The 17,632-nt window shown below is 68.5% G+C and carries 14 protein-coding genes; 9 read left to right on the top strand and 5 right to left on the bottom strand.

What is annotated here, in order from left to right:
* The first annotated feature begins 12 nt into the window (after positions 1 to 12).
* The 4 genes from folE (at position 13) to ACILRJ_RS02695 (ending at position 2,862) form a co-directional block, all read left to right on the top strand.
* Positions 13 to 633 (top strand): GTP cyclohydrolase I FolE, encoded by a 621-nt coding sequence (gene folE, locus ACILRJ_RS02710; RefSeq protein ID WP_395680118.1) that lies wholly within the window; start codon positions 13 to 15, stop codon positions 631 to 633.
* A 206-nt stretch (positions 634 to 839) separates the two neighbouring features.
* The gene (locus ACILRJ_RS02705; RefSeq protein ID WP_395680116.1) at positions 840 to 2,165 is read left to right on the top strand and encodes a TCR/Tet family MFS transporter; all 1,326 of its coding nucleotides are present in this window, start codon (positions 840 to 842) and stop codon (positions 2,163 to 2,165) included.
* Between the two features lie 95 nt (positions 2,166 to 2,260).
* Positions 2,261 to 2,461, top strand: coding sequence for a hypothetical protein (locus tag ACILRJ_RS02700; RefSeq protein WP_395680114.1), 201 nt, complete (start codon positions 2,261 to 2,263; stop codon positions 2,459 to 2,461).
* Between the two features lie 50 nt (positions 2,462 to 2,511).
* Entirely contained in the window at positions 2,512 to 2,862 is a 351-nt protein-coding gene (locus tag ACILRJ_RS02695) for a hypothetical protein (RefSeq protein WP_395680112.1), read from the top strand.
* Here ACILRJ_RS02695 and ACILRJ_RS02690 read toward each other — a convergent pair.
* The 3 genes from ACILRJ_RS02690 to ACILRJ_RS02680 all read right to left on the bottom strand — a co-directional run bounded on the left by ACILRJ_RS02690 (position 2,856) and on the right by ACILRJ_RS02680 (position 5,396).
* A complete protein-coding gene (locus ACILRJ_RS02690) occupies positions 2,856 to 3,596 on the bottom strand; it encodes an RES family NAD+ phosphorylase (RefSeq protein WP_395680110.1) in 741 nt (246 codons plus the stop codon). The genes ACILRJ_RS02695 and ACILRJ_RS02690 overlap by 7 nt on opposite strands.
* Positions 3,597 to 3,663: 67 nt before the next feature.
* A complete protein-coding gene (locus ACILRJ_RS02685) occupies positions 3,664 to 4,047 on the bottom strand; it encodes an antitoxin Xre/MbcA/ParS toxin-binding domain-containing protein (protein ID WP_395680108.1) in 384 nt (127 codons plus the stop codon).
* 119 nt (positions 4,048 to 4,166) lie between these two features.
* Positions 4,167 to 5,396, bottom strand: a complete 1,230-nt coding sequence (locus tag ACILRJ_RS02680; protein ID WP_395680106.1) for a nucleoside recognition domain-containing protein — start codon at positions 5,394 to 5,396, stop codon at positions 4,167 to 4,169.
* Between the two features lie 152 nt (positions 5,397 to 5,548).
* On the opposite strand from ACILRJ_RS02680, the gene ACILRJ_RS02675 reads away from it, so the two are divergent.
* From ACILRJ_RS02675 to ACILRJ_RS02665, 3 genes are all read left to right on the top strand, one after another.
* Positions 5,549 to 6,145, top strand: a complete 597-nt coding sequence (locus tag ACILRJ_RS02675) for a DUF938 domain-containing protein (RefSeq protein ID WP_395680104.1) — start codon at positions 5,549 to 5,551, stop codon at positions 6,143 to 6,145.
* Positions 6,142 to 6,810, top strand: coding sequence for an ATP-binding protein (locus ACILRJ_RS02670; protein WP_395680102.1), 669 nt, complete (start codon positions 6,142 to 6,144; stop codon positions 6,808 to 6,810). The genes ACILRJ_RS02675 and ACILRJ_RS02670 overlap by 4 nt, the downstream gene beginning before the upstream one ends.
* A 75-nt stretch (positions 6,811 to 6,885) precedes the next feature.
* On the top strand, positions 6,886 to 8,397 hold the full coding sequence (locus tag ACILRJ_RS02665; protein WP_395680100.1) for a M48 family metalloprotease: 1,512 nt from the start codon (positions 6,886 to 6,888) through the stop codon (positions 8,395 to 8,397).
* Between the two features lie 544 nt (positions 8,398 to 8,941).
* On the opposite strand, the gene ACILRJ_RS02660 is transcribed toward ACILRJ_RS02665, so the two are convergent.
* On the bottom strand, positions 8,942 to 12,277 hold the full coding sequence (locus ACILRJ_RS02660; RefSeq protein WP_395680098.1) for an SNF2-related protein: 3,336 nt from the start codon (positions 12,275 to 12,277) through the stop codon (positions 8,942 to 8,944).
* Between the two features lie 239 nt (positions 12,278 to 12,516).
* Positions 12,517 to 16,083 (bottom strand): indolepyruvate ferredoxin oxidoreductase family protein, encoded by a 3,567-nt coding sequence (locus ACILRJ_RS02655; protein ID WP_395680096.1) that lies wholly within the window; start codon positions 16,081 to 16,083, stop codon positions 12,517 to 12,519.
* Between the two features lie 151 nt (positions 16,084 to 16,234).
* Here ACILRJ_RS02655 and ACILRJ_RS02650 point away from each other — a divergent pair, with 151 nt between their 5' ends.
* Both ACILRJ_RS02650 and ACILRJ_RS02645 read left to right on the top strand, forming a co-directional pair.
* The gene (locus tag ACILRJ_RS02650) at positions 16,235 to 16,933 is read left to right on the top strand and encodes a CoA transferase subunit A (RefSeq protein ID WP_395680094.1); all 699 of its coding nucleotides are present in this window, start codon (positions 16,235 to 16,237) and stop codon (positions 16,931 to 16,933) included.
* 2 nt (positions 16,934 to 16,935) lie between these two features.
* On the top strand, positions 16,936 to 17,565 hold the full coding sequence (locus tag ACILRJ_RS02645) for a 3-oxoacid CoA-transferase subunit B (protein WP_395680092.1): 630 nt from the start codon (positions 16,936 to 16,938) through the stop codon (positions 17,563 to 17,565).
* Positions 17,566 to 17,632: the final 67 nt, after the last annotated feature.

Below are 17,632 nucleotides of genomic sequence, written 5' to 3'. Positions count from 1 at the left end.
GAGCCGATGCCGATGCCGACGAAGAAGACCGCGCGCGCGAAGAAGACGGGCCTGCCCGCCGTGAATCAGGCGCAAGCCGAGGATGCCGTGCGCACGTTGTTGCGCTGGGCCGGCGAAGACCCCGCCCGCGAAGGCCTGCTCGACACGCCCAAGCGCGTCGCCGAGGCGTATCGCGACTGGTTTTCCGGCTACGCGATCGATCCGGCCGATTATCTTGGCCGGACCTTCGAGGAAGTCGCCGGCTACGACGAGATGATCGTGCTGCGCGACATCCACTTCGAGTCGTTCTGCGAACACCACATGGCGCCAATCATCGGCCGCGCCCACGTCGGCTACCTGCCGACCGACAAGGTCGTCGGCATCTCCAAGCTCGCACGCGTGGTCGACGCGTACGCGCGCCGCTTCCAGGTGCAGGAAAAGCTCACCGCGCAGATCGCGCACTGCATCGGCATGGTGCTAAAGCCGCGCGGCGTCGGCGTCGTCATCGACGCGACGCACCAGTGCATGACCACGCGCGGCGTGCACAAGACCGGCGTGTCGATGATCACCAGCCAGATGCTCGGCACGTTCCGCGAGGACGCGCGCACACGCGCTGAATTCCTGCGCTTCATCGACATCGACGGGCATCGTTGATCCGTGCGCTCGCCCCTGAGCGTCTGCTCCGGATGACCGTGGAGCCAGCGACAGCTTCGGGATTCGGATAGTCCGCAGCGACCCTCCCCGGCCGCACTCTTCGACAAGCAGCCCGCACGAGCGGTTCCAGCGGATCCATGCGTCGACCAAGCGGGCGGCGCGCGGATCGGCTATCGTGCGCGCCTTCGCCCTGCTGCGCCCCTTCGATGGACACTGCCGCCCCCAAAGGCCCGCGTCGTGCCGCGCTCGCCTTCATCTTCGTGACCGTGCTGATCGACATCATGGCGTTCGGGCTGATCATTCCCGTGCTGCCACACCTGGTCGAGAGTTTCCTGCACGGCGACATCGCCGCGGCGGCGCGCTGGTACACCGGCTTCGCCAGCGTGTTCATGGCGATGCAGTTCGTCTTCACCCCGGTGCAGGGCACGCTGTCGGACCGCTTCGGCCGGCGCCCGGTGATCCTGCTTTCCAACCTCGGCCTGGGCCTCGATTTCGCGATGATGGCGCTGGTCAACTCGCTGCCGCTGCTGTTCATCGGGCGCGTGATCTCGGGCATCACTTCAGCGAGCTTCAGCACCGCGAACGCGTATCTCGCCGACATCACGCCACCGGAAAAGCGCGCGCAGGCGTTCGGCATGATCGGCATGGCGTTCGGCCTCGGCTTCATCATCGCGCCGTTCGTCGGCGGCCACCTCGGTGCGATCGACGTGCGCCTGCCGTTCTGGGCGGCGGTCGGGATGTGCCTGGCGAATTTCGTCTACGGCTACTTCGTGCTGCCCGAGTCGTTGCCGCCGGAGAAGCGCACGAAGCGTTTCGACTGGAGCCACGCCAATCCGATCGGCTCGCTGATGCTGCTGCGCCGCTATCCGCAGGTGCTCGGCCTTGCCGGCGTGCTGTTCCTGATGGCGTTCGCGCACATGGTCTATCCGACCACGTTCGTGCTGTATGCGGACTACCGCTTCGGCTGGGGTTCCGACATGGCCGGCAACACGCTTGCCCTGGTGGGCCTGCTGGCCGCGATCGTGCAGGGTGCGCTGATCAAGCGGATCGTCGGCCGGCTCGGTGAACGGCGCGCGCTGCTGTGCGGAATGGCGTTCGGCGCGCTAGGTTTCGCGCTCTACGCGCTCGCGCCGACGGGCTACTGGTTCTGGGCGATGATGCCGGTCGCGTCGCTGTGGGGCGTCGCCACACCGGCGGCGCAGGCGATGCTCACGCATGCGGTCGATCCGCGCGAACAGGGCCGCCTGCAGGGCGCAATCGCGAGTCTGTCGAGCATCGCCGGCATCCTTGGCGCGCTGGTGTTCCCGAGCATTCTTGTCGCGGTCGCCGACTCCGGACGCCATGACGCGATCGCGGGCGCGACGTTCTGGACTGCATCGATCGTCGTCGCCATCGGCGGCCTGCTCGCCTGGCGCGTGTCATCGCACCTGCCGGTCATCACGACCCGCGCGCCTGCAGCGGCGACGATCGAACCGGCGGTAGTCTCCGAAGCGGACGAACTGCGCGTGCAGCCGGTGCAACGCGCCGATTGAGGGCGCAACCGTCCACCCCCTTTAGGCACTGGTTGCGCGCCCCCATTGTGCAAACCTGAGCCTGCCGGAATGGTTCCGGTGTCGTGGAGATGTCGATGCTGACCTTCGTGCTGTGGTTGCTGCTGCTGGTGTTCTGCTGGCCGCTCGCGCTGCTCGCGCTGGTGCTCTATCCGATCGCGTGGCTGCTGCTGTTGCCGTTCCGCCTGCTCGGCGTCGCGGTCGAGGGTGTGTTCGAGCTGCTGAAGGCGATCATCCTGCTGCCCGCGAGAGTGCTTGGCGGCAAGCCGGCCGGCTGAGCCGGGAAGGATCGCGCTCCCCCATCCGTTCCCCTGGGCGCGCCGTCGACATGGCCAAGGACAAGGCCGCTGATGCGGTCGGCGGCGGCGCGCTCGGTGGCGCGGCCGCTGCGGGCGCCGTCGGCGGTGGCGCGCTCGGCGGCGCCGCGACCGACGGCCTCAAGGACAAGGCGATCGACACGGCCAAGGACAAGGCGATGGACGTCGCCAAGGACAAGGCCGCCGATGCGGTCGGCGGCGGCGCACTCGGTGGCGCGGCGGCAGCCGGCGCGGTTGGCGGCTCCGGCGCGACGGACGCGATCAAGGACAAGGCCGTCGATGCCGCGAAAGAGAAGGCGATCGACACCGCGAAGGACAAGGCGACCGACGTCGCCAAGGATGCGGTCGACGGCGGTCACTGAACGGATGCAGCGCGGGCGAACCCGAGTTCGCCCGCCTCGAACGCGATCCGCTCGGCACCAAGACCGGTTTCGGCCAGCACGCGCTCGCGCGTGACCTTGATCAGCCAGCCGTGCTGCTCGATCGGTTCGGCACGGCGGAACGCCTTCGGCGTCAACACCGCGACGCAACTGCCGCGGCCGGGATCGCGCACCGATCGATAGCGGATCAACGCGACACCCGCCTCGCGCGCATTGCGCGCGAGCGCCTGCGTCGCGACGTAGCTCGCCGGGTCTTCCCACTGCGCGCGGCGCCGCGCGAACGCGGCATCGGTCAACACCCAGGCACTGCCGGCGACCTCGGCACGAAACACCGTATGCGGTACCGGCGGCAGGTCCGGCGTCGCCGGCGAATCGGCGAGGAATTTAAGGCGCCAGTAGGCGACTTCGGCCAGCGCGGTAACCACCGCGCTCGCGCCGTACCACACACCCGCATCGCCGATGGCGCGAAAGCGCGAGCCGGCCGGCGGCGGCGCGGGATAACGGAACGGCGTGGCCAGCAGGTAGTGCAGCGGCGCCGCCTCCGCCGGCAGCGGCGGCTTGCCGGCTTCGAGCAGGTCCTCGAGCGCACGCTGCTCGGCCAGCGTGTCGACCAGACGCATCGTCGACGCGCGGTGCTGCGCCTCGACCACGCGCCAGGGCTTCATCGAAATGCGCCGCACCGCCTTGCGCAGCGGTTCCACCGTGTTCGCGTTCATCGCCGCCGCCCTCGTGTCCGTTGGCCGCACAGCGTGGCGACGCGCCGTCGCACGCGCCGCGACGCGCTCACAGGCGCGCGCGCGCGCTGTCGAGGTAGTGCAGCACGTGCACGAGGCCTTCCGCATGGCGCATGCGTTCGAGCGGCTTCGCGCCACCGAACGCCGCGTTCGCCGAAGTCAGCCACGCGCGCGCGGCGGCATCGTTCGAACCGACGATCGCATCGAGCGCGCGGAACGCGCGCACCCACAGTGCGGCGAGCTGGCCCGGCTTACTGGCCGGATCGAGCGGCGCGCGCGCCGCGCGCGAGATGGTCGAGGTGCTGACGCCGATGATCTCGGCCAGCGTTCGCTGCGGCACGTCGAGGATCTCGGCCGCGCGCAGCGCGGCCTTGGTCAGCACCTGGCCCGGATCGGTCGCCGGAGTGGTCCTGCGGGCGGGATGGACGGCCATCGCGATTCCTCGCCTGTTGTCACCTGCAATATTCGTTCATTTTCGTTGCAGGTGCAAATGCGCAGGCATGAAGTCGCCGGCCCCCTTTTGCGCAGGAATGACGGCAATTCTTCAATTCGCTAGCCGAAGAACCAGTAGCACACCGCGATCGAGGCGAGCACGCCGGCGAGATCGGCCAGCAGCGCGCAGCCGACCGCATGGCGCGCGCGTCGGATGCCGACCGCGCCGAAATACACCGCGAGCACGTAGAACGTCGTCTCGGTGCTGCCCTGCACGGTCGCCGCGAGCAGGGCGGCGAAGCTGTCGACGCCCTGCGTCTTCATCGTCTCGATCAGCAACGCGCGCGCGGCGCTGCCCGAGAACGGCTTGACCAGCGCGGTCGGCAGTGCGTCGACGAAGCGCGCGTCGAGGCCGGCCGCGTGGACGCACCAGCGCACGCCATCGAGCGCGAAGTCGAGTGCGCCGGACGCGCGCAGCACGCCGACCGCGCACAGCATCGCGACGAGGTACGGCAACAGCTCCCTCGCGACCTCGAAGCCCTGCTTCGCCCCGTCGACGAAGCTCTCGTACACCGGGACCTTGCGCCACGCACCGGCGACGAGGAAACCGAGCACGATCGCGAACAACGTGAGGTTGCCGAGCAGCGACGACAGCGGCGCGAGCGCGGCGGCGGGCAGCTGCAGCAGTACGGCCATGAATGCGCTCAGCAGCACCGTGACGCCGAGCAGGAACACCAGCACGAGCGGATCGCGCAGCTTCAGCTTCTGCATGTACGCGACACTCAGCAGGCCGACCAGGGTCGACGCGCTGGTCGCGAGCAGGATCGGCACGAACACGAGGGTCGGATCGTGCGCACCCTGTTGCGCGCGATACATGAAGATCGAAACCGGCAACAGGGTCAGCGACGACGCGTTCAGCACGAGGAACAGGATCTGCGCGTTGCTCGCCGTGTCGGGCGACGGGTTCAGCGTCTGCAATTCGCGCATCGCTCTCAGACCGATCGGCGTCGCCGCATTGTCGAGGCCGAGCACGTTCGCGGCGAAATTCAGGGTGATCAGGCCGATCGCCGGATGACCGCGCGGCACCCCCGGCATCAGGCGCGCGAACAGGGGACCGAGCGCGCGCGCGAGCAGGTCGATCAGGCCGGCGCGCTCGGCGATGCGCAGGAAGCCGAGCCAGAGGGTGAGCGTGCCGAACAGCAGGATCATCACCTCGACCGACAGCTTCGCCATGTCGAACAGGCTGGCGACCATCGCCGCGAATACACCCGCATTGCCGCCGACCAGCCACTGCGCAAGCGCGGCCACCGCCGCCGTCAGGAAGAAACCAAGCCAGAGCCGGTTGAGCATGCGCAGGGTCGTCGCCGGGGTCGCGCAAGCATCGCACACGCTTGACCCCGACAGAATCCACGGGTCGAACCTGTTTCCGGGGTGCTTGCGCCCGGAATGGTCCGAGCGGATCGGCGCTGTCGCGCGCGCGCTGGCTCGTGCACACTCCCGCGATGGACGACAAACCGTATTCCGCCGCCTGCGAGCGCAATCGCGATCCGATCCTTGGCGTGTTGCGCGGATTCTTCGCCGACCGCCGGCGCGTGCTCGAGGTTGGCAGTGGTACCGGCCAGCACGCAGTGCATTTCGCGGCGGCTCTGCCGCAACTCGAATGGCAGGCGTCGGATCGCGCGGAGAACCTCGCCGGCATCCGAGCCTGGCTCAGCGAGGCCGCCTTGCCGAACACGCCGGCACCGCTCGAGCTGGATGCGACGGGCAGCTGGCCCGGCGGCCCCTACGACGCGGTGTTCAGCTCCAATACCCTGCATATCATGGGTTGGCCCGAGGTCGAGGCATTGTTCGCGGCCTTGCCGCGTGCGACGACGCCCGCTGCAAAGCTCGCGATCTACGGGCCGTTCAACCTCGAAGGGCGCTACACCAGCGACAGCAATGCCGCGTTCGATGCCTCGCTGAGGGCGCGCGCGGCGCACATGGGTCTGCGCGATGTCGCGGCGGTCGATGCGCTTGCCCGCGCCGCCGGTTTCGCGCGCATCGACGGTGTCGCGTTGCCGGCCAACAATCGCATCCTGCTGTGGGAGCGGCGCGCATGACGACGCCGCTGCTGATCGGCTGGAGCGGCGGCAAGGACTCGACCCTCGCACTCGAACGCCTGCTCGGCGATCCGCAATGGCACGTCGCCGGGCTGCTGACGACGGTCACCGGCGAGTACGACCGGATCAGCATCCATGGTGTGCGCCGCTCGATCCTGCGGGCGCAGGCTGTCGCGCTCGACCTGCCATTGTTCGAGGTGGTGATTCCGCCGCAGGCGAGCAACGCAGTGTACGAATCGGCGTTCGCGGACGCGCTGGCGTGCGCGCGGGCCCGGCACGCCGGGCTCGACACGATCGCGTTCGGCGACCTGTTCCTTGCCGACGTGCGCGCGTATCGCGAGGCACTGCTCGCGCGCCTCGGCTGGCGTTGCGTATTCCCGCTGTGGGGTGAAGACACCGCACGCCTCGCGCGTACCTTCGTCGCACGCGGGCACCGCGCGATCCTGTGCTGCGTCGACACCAGCCAACTCGACGCCGCGTATTGCGGCCGTGACTACAGCGCGCGCCTGCTCGCCGACCTGCCTTCGTCCTGCGATCCCTGCGGCGAGAACGGCGAGTTCCACACCTGCGTGCACGACAGTCCGCTGTTCGGCGCGCCATTGGCGCTCGAACGCGGCGAGCGCGTGCTGCGCGACGGGCGCTTCGAGTACATCGATCTGGTCTGAGGAACCTCGGGCCGGATCGGACCATGCTCTGCCGGAAATTTGCGGTGCGCGGTCGCTGTTTGGTGAAATGCCGCCATGCCCCACCCCACCCCCGAGGCTTGCGTGTTCCGCCCCACCATCGCTCTCGCCCTTGCCCTCCTGACCGGCGCCGGTACCGTCCGCGCGGAAACGCATTACTACCTCGTCGACGCCGTCGCCACCCAGGCCAGCGATGCGGATCTGCGCGCGCAGGCAACCGAACTGGAGAAGATCCACGCCGACCTCGAACGAGTCTCCGGCGTGCAGGCCCGGCTCGTCTACTCGACCGATCCGGACATCAACGCGCTGGCGACCGAGATCGATGGCGAGAAGATCATCCTCGTGCAGGCGGGACTCCTCGCCGCGATGGGCAATGATCGCGATGCGGTCGCCGCTACGCTCGGCCACGAGATGGGCCATCACAAGGCCGATCATCTTGGCGCGGGGCGACGCAAGGAACAGGGCGCGCGCGTGGTCGGCACGATCCTCGGCGCGATCATCGGCGCCAAGCTCGGTGGCCGGCATGCCGGTGCCGGCGCGGTGCTCGGCGGCGCCGCCGGCAACGTCGGCGGCAATCTCGTCGCGCTGAAGTTCAACCGCAACCAGGAAATGGAAGCCGACCGCCTCGGCCTCGGCTGGATGATCGCGGCTGGCTACAACCCGCAGGGCATGCTCCGCTTGCAGCAGCGCCTCGGCGAACTCGAAGCCGGCCACGCCCCGGCGACGATGTTCCGCACCCATCCGCCGAGCGCGAAGCGCTACCAGGCCGCGCAGGAGCTGATCGCCAAGCTCGCGCCGCCCGCCGAGCTGCTCGCGCGCCCGCTCGCGCCGATCGCCGATTCCGCGGCGATTGCGGCCGCGACCGAGCAGATCCGCCACGACGGCGAGACCGCGCTTGCCGAGGCACTCGACCCGAAACTCGGCGACATTCCCGCCGCCGCACTCGCGCCGATCAGTGCAATCGGCTTCGACGACTACGCCGCGCTGCAGAACGAACTGGTGTACGCCGGCGACGCCGGGCGGGCGCACGCGCTCGCGCACCACAAGCTCGACGCGGCCAAGCTGGCCGAGCTCGATCGCGGCTACACCGCGCGCATGCAGCAGGCGCCCGCATTGAGCGAGCGCTACAGCATCGCATTCTTCCGCGCGACGCAGGGCCGGTTCGCCGCGCACGGGCGCGATCTGGCCGACTCCTTCGCCCATCATCAGGCCCTGCGCCTCGATCCGCCGTTTCCGCTGGAGCAACTGCTCGCGATCAACGCTGCGACCACGCAACCGCACGTCGACGCCGGGCAGGCGCAGGCTGAGGCGCTCAAGACCGCCGGGATGACGTCGTACGAATTCCTGATCGGCCAGAACTGGTGGATGCGCAAGGCCACGATTGCCGCACTCACCGGCGACACTGCCCTGCTCGCGCGCATCAGCGGCAGCGGCGAGGAAGATGCGGCGGACGATGACGAGGAAGACGCGGCAGAAGACTCCGGCGTGCATGTCGGCGAGGGCGTGCATGTCGGCGAGGGCGTGCGCATTGGCGGGCACAAGGAGCCGGCGACGCCGTCGCAGCACTGAGGAAGATCGGACCGCCGGGCGCTGTCACAGGCGTTTCGACTTCGCTCGCTGCCGCTCGCTGCGTTCAACGCGAACGGAAGGGGAGAGCGCTCGCTGCGCTCAACGCGAACGGAGGGGGAGAGCGCTCGCTGCGCTCAACGCGAATGGCTTATGCGTTCGTTCGTACTGCGCAACGTCCGCACCACACGACCGTTCGCCCTGAGCGCCGCGCCGAAGGCGCGGAGTCGAAGGGTCCGCAAAGCCGTACTGAGGGTTGCAGCGCTGTCGCAGGCGTTCGACTTCGCTCGCTGCGCTCAACGCGAACGGCTTATGCGTTCGTTCGCACCGCGCAACGTCCGCACCACACGACCGTTCCCCCTGAGCGCAGCGCCGAAGGCGCGGAGTCGAAGGGTTGCGGCGCCGTCGCAGGCGTTTCGACTTCGCTCGCTGCCGCTCGCTGCGCTCAACGCGAACGGGTGGGGAGAGCGATCGCAGCGCTCAATGCGAATGACGGGAGGCATCCGAGGCTCAACGCGGACTGTTGGGGACGGAACGGCGCTTCGTACTACAACGGCGCGAACAACTCCGCCACGTCGGCATCATCGAAGCGCAGCGCCTGCGTGCTGCCGCCTTCGAGCACGGCACGCGCGAGTTCGGCCTTGCGCTGCTGCAGGGCCTGGATCTTCTCCTCGACCGTGCCGGCGCAGATCAGCTTGTAGACGAACACCGGCTTGTCCTGGCCGATTCGATGGGCGCGGTCGGTCGCCTGCGCCTCGACCGCGGGATTCCACCACGGGTCATAGTGGATCACGGTATCCGCCGCGGTCAGGTTGAGGCCGACGCCACCCGCCTTGAGACTGATCAGGAACAGCGGCACCTCGCCCGCCTGGAAGCGCTCGACCAGCGCCGTGCGCTGCGTGCCGGGCGTGTCGCCGGTGAGGCTCTGGTAGCCGAGGCGGCGCTCGTCGAGCGATGCGGCGACAAGCGCGAGCATCTCGGCAAACTGGCTGAACACGAGCACGCGCCGACCTTCCTCGACCAGGTTGCCGAGCAGGTCGAGCAGGTAGTCGAGCTTGGCGGATTCGCGCACCTTGCGCGCACCGTCGAGCTTGACCAGGCGCGGATCGCAACAGGCCTGGCGCAGCTTGAGCAGCGCATCGAGCACGACGATGCCACTCTGCGCGAGGCCACGCCGCCGCACTTCGTCGAGCACGCGTTCGTGCTGGGTCAGGCGCAGCGTCTCGTACAACTCGCGCTGGTCGCCCTCGAGTTCGATGCGGCGCACGATCTCGGTCTTCGGCGGCAATTCCGACAGCACGTCTTCCTTGCGTCGACGCAACATCAGCGGTGCGATGCGGCGACTGAGGCGCTCGCGCCGCTCGACGTCGCCGTGTTTCTCGATCGGCGAGCGGAAGAACCTGGTGAAGTGCTTCTCGCTGCCGAGCAGGCCGGGCTCGATCGCATCGAATTCGGCCCACAGCTCGCCGAGATGGTTCTCCAGCGGAGTGCCGGTCATCGCGATGCGCTGGCGCGCGTCGAGCTCGCGCACGACCTTGGCGGCCTGGCTCTTGGAATTCTTGATCGCCTGCGCCTCGTCGAGCACGAGCACCGAGTACGCGTGTGCAACCAGCGCATCGCGGTCGCGCAGAAGCAGCGGATAGGTCGTGATGACGAGGTCGTGGTTGGGGATCTCCTCGTGCAATCCGTGTCGCTCGGGACCGTGCACGACCAGCACGTCGAGATCGGGCGCAAAGCGGCGCGCCTCGTCGCGCCAGTTCCCGACCAGGCTGGTCGGCGCGAGCACGAGCGCGGGCCGGTCGAGGCGACCGCGATTCTTCTCGGCGACGAGATGCGCGAGCACCTGCACGGTCTTTCCGAGGCCCATGTCGTCGGCGAGGATGCCGCCGATGCCGGCATCGGCGAGGAAGCCGAGCCAGGCAAGGCCGTCGCGCTGGTAGCCGCGCAGGGTCGCGCGAAAGCCTTCCGGCTCCTTTGCGGGTTCGCGCGGCGCGCGCAGGCGCTCGAGCTCGGCGCGCAGGCGTTCGCCACCGCGCCACGGCTGTTCGATGCCCGCGGCGACACGCTCGAGCACTTCGGCCTGTGCGCGACGCAGGTGCAACACGCTGTCGTCGTCGCGCGGCGGGACCTGCAGCCATTCCAGCAGGGGGGCGATCAGCGCGCGCAGTCTCGCCAGCGGCAACGGCACGCGCCGGCGCGCGTCGACCGGCACCAGCCACATCGCGTCCTCGGGCTCGCCCTTGCGCGCGACCAGCGGGAACGCCGAATCGGACAGCAGGCGATGCAGCACCGGCAACAGGTCGATGCGCTCGCCGTCGACATCGATGCCGAGGCGCAGGTCGAACCACGGATTGCCCGCTTCCTCGTCGACTTCGGCGTACCACTCGCGCGGCTCGTCGAGCAGTGCGAACGGGAAGCCTTCGTCGGACTCGACGCGGAAGCCGAGATCGCGCAGGCGCGGCGCGAGCGCGAACAGCTGGTCCGCGCCGGCGAGCTGGCCGCGCCCGTGTTCGAGCACGAAGTCGTTGTCGCCTACCGCGTCGGCGGGCACGCCCGGCAGGCGGCCCAATGTCTCGGCCGGCACCAGGCCGACTTCGTCGAGGCGATCGCTCGCCGCGACTTCGCTGGCGCGGTCGCGCACGATTTCGATCACTTGCTCGCCGACGCGCCGGCGTTCGCGCGCGGGCGCAGGAAACATCGGCAGTCGCACGCCAGCGTAGTCGTAGCCAAGGCGCGCGGTGCCGGCCTGGTAGCGCACCCCGGCCGCGGTCGTTATCGCGACCGCGCGCAGCGTCAGCACCGGTACCGGCGAGGCGACACGGCGCTCGACCACGGTCGCCGCCGGTGGCGGCAGCGCCGCGAGCAGGGGTGTGTCGCGCCAGCGCTCCATCAGCAGCGGCACCTGTTCCGGCAGCAGCGGCGGGGCGCGCAACACCGCTTCGGCAAGGCGCACATCGCCGTCGATGCGCCCGAGTTCGCGCGTCGCCGGATCGAAATACCAGAGTCCGCCGACGCGCAGCAGGCGCGTCTTCGCCGAAGCGGCGTCGACACTGAGCGCGAGTTTCTGGGTGCCGTCGTCGCGCGCTTCCCAGCCGATGCGCAGTGCGCGCATCGGGCCAAGCACGAGGCGTCCGGCCGAGGCTTTCTCCAGGAAGCACGGCAACGCGCCGAGCAGGGTTTCGAGCAGCGGCTCGTCGGCCGCGCTAGCGAGCTGGAACCAGCCGCCCGAACCACCGAACGCGGGCGCGCGCATGCGCAGCCCGGCGACGAGCTGGAACGTGTCCGCGTCGAGCCCGCTCCACGGCGCCGGATCCGCCCACGACGGCTGCAACGGCTGCGGCGTCGCGTAACCGCCGCGCTTGCCCGGCTTCACGCGCACCACCTGTGCCTGCAACGTCGGCAATGCCTGCGTGCTGTCCGCGCGCAGCAGGATCGCGCAGACCGAACCTTCGGTAGCGCCCGCATGCAGCGGCCGGATTTCGTTGCCCGGGGGCGCACGCAGGCCATCGAGCCAGTTCTTCCACGCACCGAGCTGTGGCGTGGTCGGTTCGAGATCGGCGCGCACTTGTCCCGCCGGTTTGCCGCGCAGCTCGAACAGAACGGTCGCGGCGACGTGCTTGCATTCGAACTCGAGCGGACAGGTGCAGTAACTGTCGAGCTTCGCGCGCTGGCCGTCCCATTCGAGCCGCACGCCGGCCGCGTACGGGTCGCGCGCGGTGCCCTCGACCATGCCGATCAGCGCGCCTTCGCCGTCACCCGCCTCGTAGTGGGTGCCGAGCACGTAGCCGCGCCGCAGGTAGTCCGCACCCTTCTCGATCGTGTGCGGATCGAACAGCGTGGTCCAGTGACGCGCCAGCAAATCGCGGAAAGTCGTCTCGTCCATGCGTGTGGCCGGAACAGTCCAACCTTGCATGGTGCACGCATCGATGTGCCGGCGTCCAGCGTGCTACCCCGCGACTGCGACAGCGCGAACGGTTCGTGGACCGCGCGCCCTTGCAAGCGGCGCCGCAGCCGCGGTGTCGAGGAGTCGTCGTCGGCGTTTCGACTTGGCGGAGCCTTGTTCCGCTGCGCTCAACGCGAACGGCGTGTGGACTCCGCCACGCTCAACGCAGCGGCTGATCCTCAGGCCGCCGCACGCGACCCCACGGGATTGCGCCAGGCGGCGAGCAGGTCGTCCTGGCGCTTCATCGCGGTGGCGAAGTGGCGTTCCTTGACGTGGCCGTAGCCACGGATCAGTTCCGGCACCGAGGCGATGTCGACCGCGAGCGCGTGGTTGTCCGGGCCGAGACCCGTGAGCAGTTCGTCGATCGTCTTGTCGTAGTCCGCGATCAACTGGCGCTCCATGCGGCGCTCGGCGGTATAGCCGAACACATCGAGCGCGCTACCGCGCAAACCGCGCAGTTTCGCCAGCAGCTTGAACGCGGAGAACACCCACGGGCCGTACTCGGCCTTCTTCAGGTGACCGTCGGCATCCTTCTTGGCGAACAGCGGCGGCGCGAGGTTGAAATGCAGCTTGTAGTCGCCGTCGAACGTCTCGCGGATGCGCTTTTCGAAATCGCCGCTGGTGTACAGGCGCGCGACTTCGTATTCGTCCTTGTACGCCATCAACTTGAACGCGTAGCGCGCAACCGCTTCGGTCAACGCGCTCGATCCCGGCGTCTTGGCGCCTTCGGCCGCGCGCACCTTGTCGACCAGCGCGCGGTACTTCGCGGCCCAGGCGGCGTTCTGGTAGTCGGTGAGGAAGGCGACCCGGCGCGCGACCTGTTCGTCGAGCGAGCGGCTGATCTGCGTGTCGTCCAGGGGCAGGAGCATCGCGGCTTCCGCCGCTCCCACATGCGCCGTCATGGGCGCGCCCGAGGTGTGGTGCGGCGCGATGCCGGCGGCTTCGCGCACCTGCACGATGTCATGCGCGGCAAGGCGGCCCCAGTTGAACGCGGCCTTGTTCATCTCGATCGCGGCAGCATTCAGCTCGATCGCGCGCATCAGCGCATCGTGGGACAGCGGTACCCAGCCCTTCTGCCACGCAAACCCGAGCATGAACAGGTTCGCGGCGATGGTGTCGCCGAGCAGCGCGGTCGCGAGCTCGGTCGCGTCGACGACTTCGGGCGCTTCGCCGCCGAGCGCGGTCTTCACCGCATCGATGATCTGCTGTGCCGGGAACTGCAGGTCCGGTTTGGTCGTGAACGTGCCGGGCATCGCCTCGTAGCTGTTCAGCACGACGCGCGCGCGGCCGGCGCGGATCTTCGACAGCGCCCAGTAGTCGTTGACGACGACCATGTCGCAGCCGAGCACGAGGTCAGCCTCGCCTGCGGCGATGCGCACCGCGTGGATGTCGGCCGGCGCGCGCGCGATGCGCAGGTGGCAGGTGACCGCGCCGCCCTTCTGCGCGAGGCCGGTCTGGTCGAGCACGGTGCTGCCCTTGCCCTCGAGGTGCGCGGCCATGCCGATCAGCGCGCCGATCGTGACCACGCCGGTGCCGCCGATACCGGTGACGAGGATGTTCCACGGCTGCGCGAGGTCGCTCGCGAAAACCGGCATCGGCAGCGCCGTGAAATCGACGGCGGCCCTGCCTTTCTTCTTCTTCAGGCCGCCGCCGACCACCGAGACGAAGCTCGGGCAGAAGCCCTTCACGCAGGAGAAATCCTTGTTGCAGTTGCTCTGGTCGATCTCGCGCTTGCGACCATATTCGGTTTCCTTCGGCAACACCGACACGCAGAACGACTTCTCGCCGCAGTCGCCGCAGCCCTCGCAGACCAGCGAGTTGATGAAGATGCGCTTGTTCGGATCGACCATCTTGCCGCGCTTGCGGCGGCGGCGCTTCTCGGTCGCGCAGGTCTGGTCGTAGATCAGCACCGACACGCCGGCGACTTCGCGCAGGCGCTTCTGCACCGCGTCGAGTTCGTCGCGGTGGATGAACTCGACTCCGCTCGGGAAGATCTCGGGCCGGTTCCACTTCGCGATGTCGTCGGACATCACGATGATCGTCTGCACGCCTTCGCTGCGTACCTGGTGCGCGATGTCCGGCACGGTGAGCGTGCCGTCGACCGGCTGGCCACCGGTCATCGCGACCGCGTCGTTGTAGAGGATCTTGTAGGTGATGTTGACCTTCGCCGCGATCGACTGGCGGATCGCGAGCGAGCCGGAATGGAAATAGGTGCCGTCGCCGAGGTTCTGGAACACATGCTTCGTTTCGGTGAACGGCGCCTGGCCGCACCAGGTGACGCCCTCGCCGCCCATCTGGGTGAACGTGTCGGTGCGCCGGTCCATCCAGGTGACCATGTAGTGGCAGCCGATGCCGCCGAGCGCGCGCGATCCTTCCGGCACCACGGTCGAGGTGTTGTGCGGGCAACCCGAGCAGTAGTGCGCGGCACGCGGGAAATTCGCGCGCGGCAGGGTCAGCTCGCGCTCCTTCGCCTCGATCCAGGCGACGCGCGACGCAATCGCGTCACTGGTGAAGAATCGCGCGAGGCGCCGCGCGATCACCAGCGCGATCATCGCCGGGGTCAACTCGTTGGTCGAAGGCAGGATCCAGTTCCCTTCCTCGTCGTACTTGCCGACGATGTGCGGCCGCACGTCCCAGTTGAACATGTACTCCTTCATCTGCGACTCGATGAAGGAACGCTTCTCCTCGACCACGATGATGTCTTCGAGGCCACGCGCGAACTCGCGGATGCCGAGCGGCTCAAGCGGCCAGGTCATGCCGACCTTGTAGACGCGGATGCCGACATCGCGCGCCATCTCTTCGCTGATGCCGAGGTACTCGAGCGCCTGCAGCACGTCGAGGTAGCTCTTGCCGGTGGTGACGATGCCGAGGCGCGCCTTCGGCGAATCGAGCACGACCTTGTCGATGCGGTTCGCGCGCGCGAACGCGCACGCGGCCTGCACCGCGTACTGGTGCAGGCGCATTTCCTGGTTCAGCGGCGGATCGGGCCAGCGGATGTTGAGGCCGCCGTCCGGCAACACGAAATCGCCCGGCAGCAGGATGTCGAGCTGGTGCGGATTGACGTTCACCGACGCCGAGGACTCGACCGTCTCGGCGATCGTCTTGAAACCGACCCAGCGCCCGGTGAATCGCGACATCGCCCAGCCTAGCAGGCCCATGTCGAGGATGTCCTGCACGCCGGCAGGATTCAGGATCGGCATCATCGCCGAGACGAACTCGAGCTCCGATCCATGCGGCAGCGTCGACGAACGGCAGGCATGGTCGTCGGCCGCGAGCGCGAGCACGCCGCCGAACTTGCCGGTGCCGGCCGCGTTGCCATGCTTGAACACGTCGCCGCAGCGGTCGACGCCCGGTCCCTTGCCGTACCACATCGAGAACACGCCGTCGTACTTCGCGCCGGGGAACAGGTTCGCCTGCTGCGTGCCCCACACCATCGTCGCGCCGAGGTCTTCGTTGAGACCCGGCGTGAACTCGATGTTCGACGCGGCGAGATGCTTCTTCGCCTTCCACAGTTCCAGATCGAAACCGCCGAGCGGCGACCCGCGATAACCGGAGATGAAGCCGGCGCTGTTGACGCCAGCCGCGCGGTCGCGCATCTGCTGCATCAGCGGCAGGCGCACGAGCGCCTGCACGCCGGACAGGTAGATGCGTCCCTCGGCGCGCGTGTACTTGTGTTCGAGCGTGTACGCATCGTCGAGCAGCGGGCGGTCGATGGAAGGCGCGATCTGGGTGGCGGGCGTGGACATGGCGGCGGCCGGCTGGGAGATAAACGACCAATTGTAGCAGCGCGGCCGCGCCGCCCTCGATTGTCCATCCGTACCGGCCCGATGCCGCTCGCGGCATGGCAAAATGCCACGAGTGCTCCGCGCACCACCTGTCCCCGTCGCGAGAAACCCCATGAGCGAGAAGATCTACCCCGACGCCGCCACGGCGCTCGCCGGCCTGATCGAAGACGGCCAGACCCTCGCGGTCGGCGGCTTCGGCCTGTGCGGCATTCCCGAGGCGCTGATCACCGCATTGCGCGACACCGGCAAGAAACGACTGACCGTCGTCTCCAACAACGCCGGCGTCGACGGCTTCGGCCTCGGCCTTCTGCTGGAGACGCGCCAGATCAGCAAGATGGTTTCCTCCTACGTCGGCGAGAACAAGGAGTTCGAACGCCAGTTCCTTGCCGGCGAACTGCAACTGGAATTCACGCCGCAGGGCACGCTGGCCGAACGCCTGCGCGCGGGCGGCGCCGGCATTCCGGCGTTCTTCACCAGGACCGGCTACGGCACCGTCGTCGCCGAGGGCAAGGAAACGCGCCAGTTCGACGGCGAGTGGTACGTGATGGAACGCGGCATCCGCGCCGATGTCGCGCTGGTCAAGGCATGGAAAGCCGACAAGGCTGGCAACCTCGTGTTCCGCAAGACCGCACGCAACTTCAACCCGATGGCGGCGACCGCCGGCGCGGTGTGCGTGGCCGAAGTCGAACAGCTGGTCGAAGTCGGCGCGATCGAACCCGACCAGGTGCACCTGCCCGGCATCTACGTCGACCGCATCGTCGTCAACGCGACGCCCGAGAAACGCATCGAACAACGCACGGTGAGCAAATAACCATGGCCTGGACCCGCGATGAAATGGCGCAGCGCGCCGCCGGCGAACTGCGCGACGGCTACTACGTGAATCTAGGCATCGGCCTGCCGACGCTGGTCGCGAACTACATCCCGCACGGCATGGACGTGTGGCTGCAGAGCGAGAACGGCCTGCTCGGCATCGACCGCTTCCCGCACGAGGACGAAGTCGATGCCGACCTCATCAACGCCGGCAAGCAGACGGTCACCGCGCGCAAGGGCGCCGCGTTCTTCTCCAGCGCCGATTCGTTCGCGATGATCCGCGGCGGCCACATCAACCTCGCGATCCTCGGCGCGATGCAGGTGTCGGGGCAAGGCGATCTCGCCAACTGGATGATCCCCGGCAAGATGGTCAAGGGCATGGGCGGTGCGATGGACCTCGTCGCCGGCGTCAAGCGCGTGGTGGTGCTGATGGAACACACCGCCAAGGGCGACATGCACAAGATCCTGCCGAACTGCACGCTGCCGCTGACCGGCGTGCGCTGCGTGCACCGCATCATTACCGACCTCGGCGTGTTCGACACCGGAGCCGACGGTTTGCGCATGGTCGAGCGCGCGCCCGGCGTCGAACTCGCCGAGATCCAGGCGAAGACCGGTGTTCCGGTCCTGGCCTGACGTCACCCGCATGGACGCGCCGGCGCTGCGGATTGCGCCGGCGCAATCGATCCTGTAAACAGCCGCG

Origin of the sequence: Dokdonella sp. (genome assembly GCF_044227025.1) — a bacterium.
In the GTDB taxonomy this organism is placed as follows: domain Bacteria; phylum Pseudomonadota; class Gammaproteobacteria; order Xanthomonadales; family Rhodanobacteraceae; genus Dokdonella_A.
Note: the sequence above shows the minus strand (reverse complement) of the source record. Positions and strands in the feature narration are given on the sequence as shown.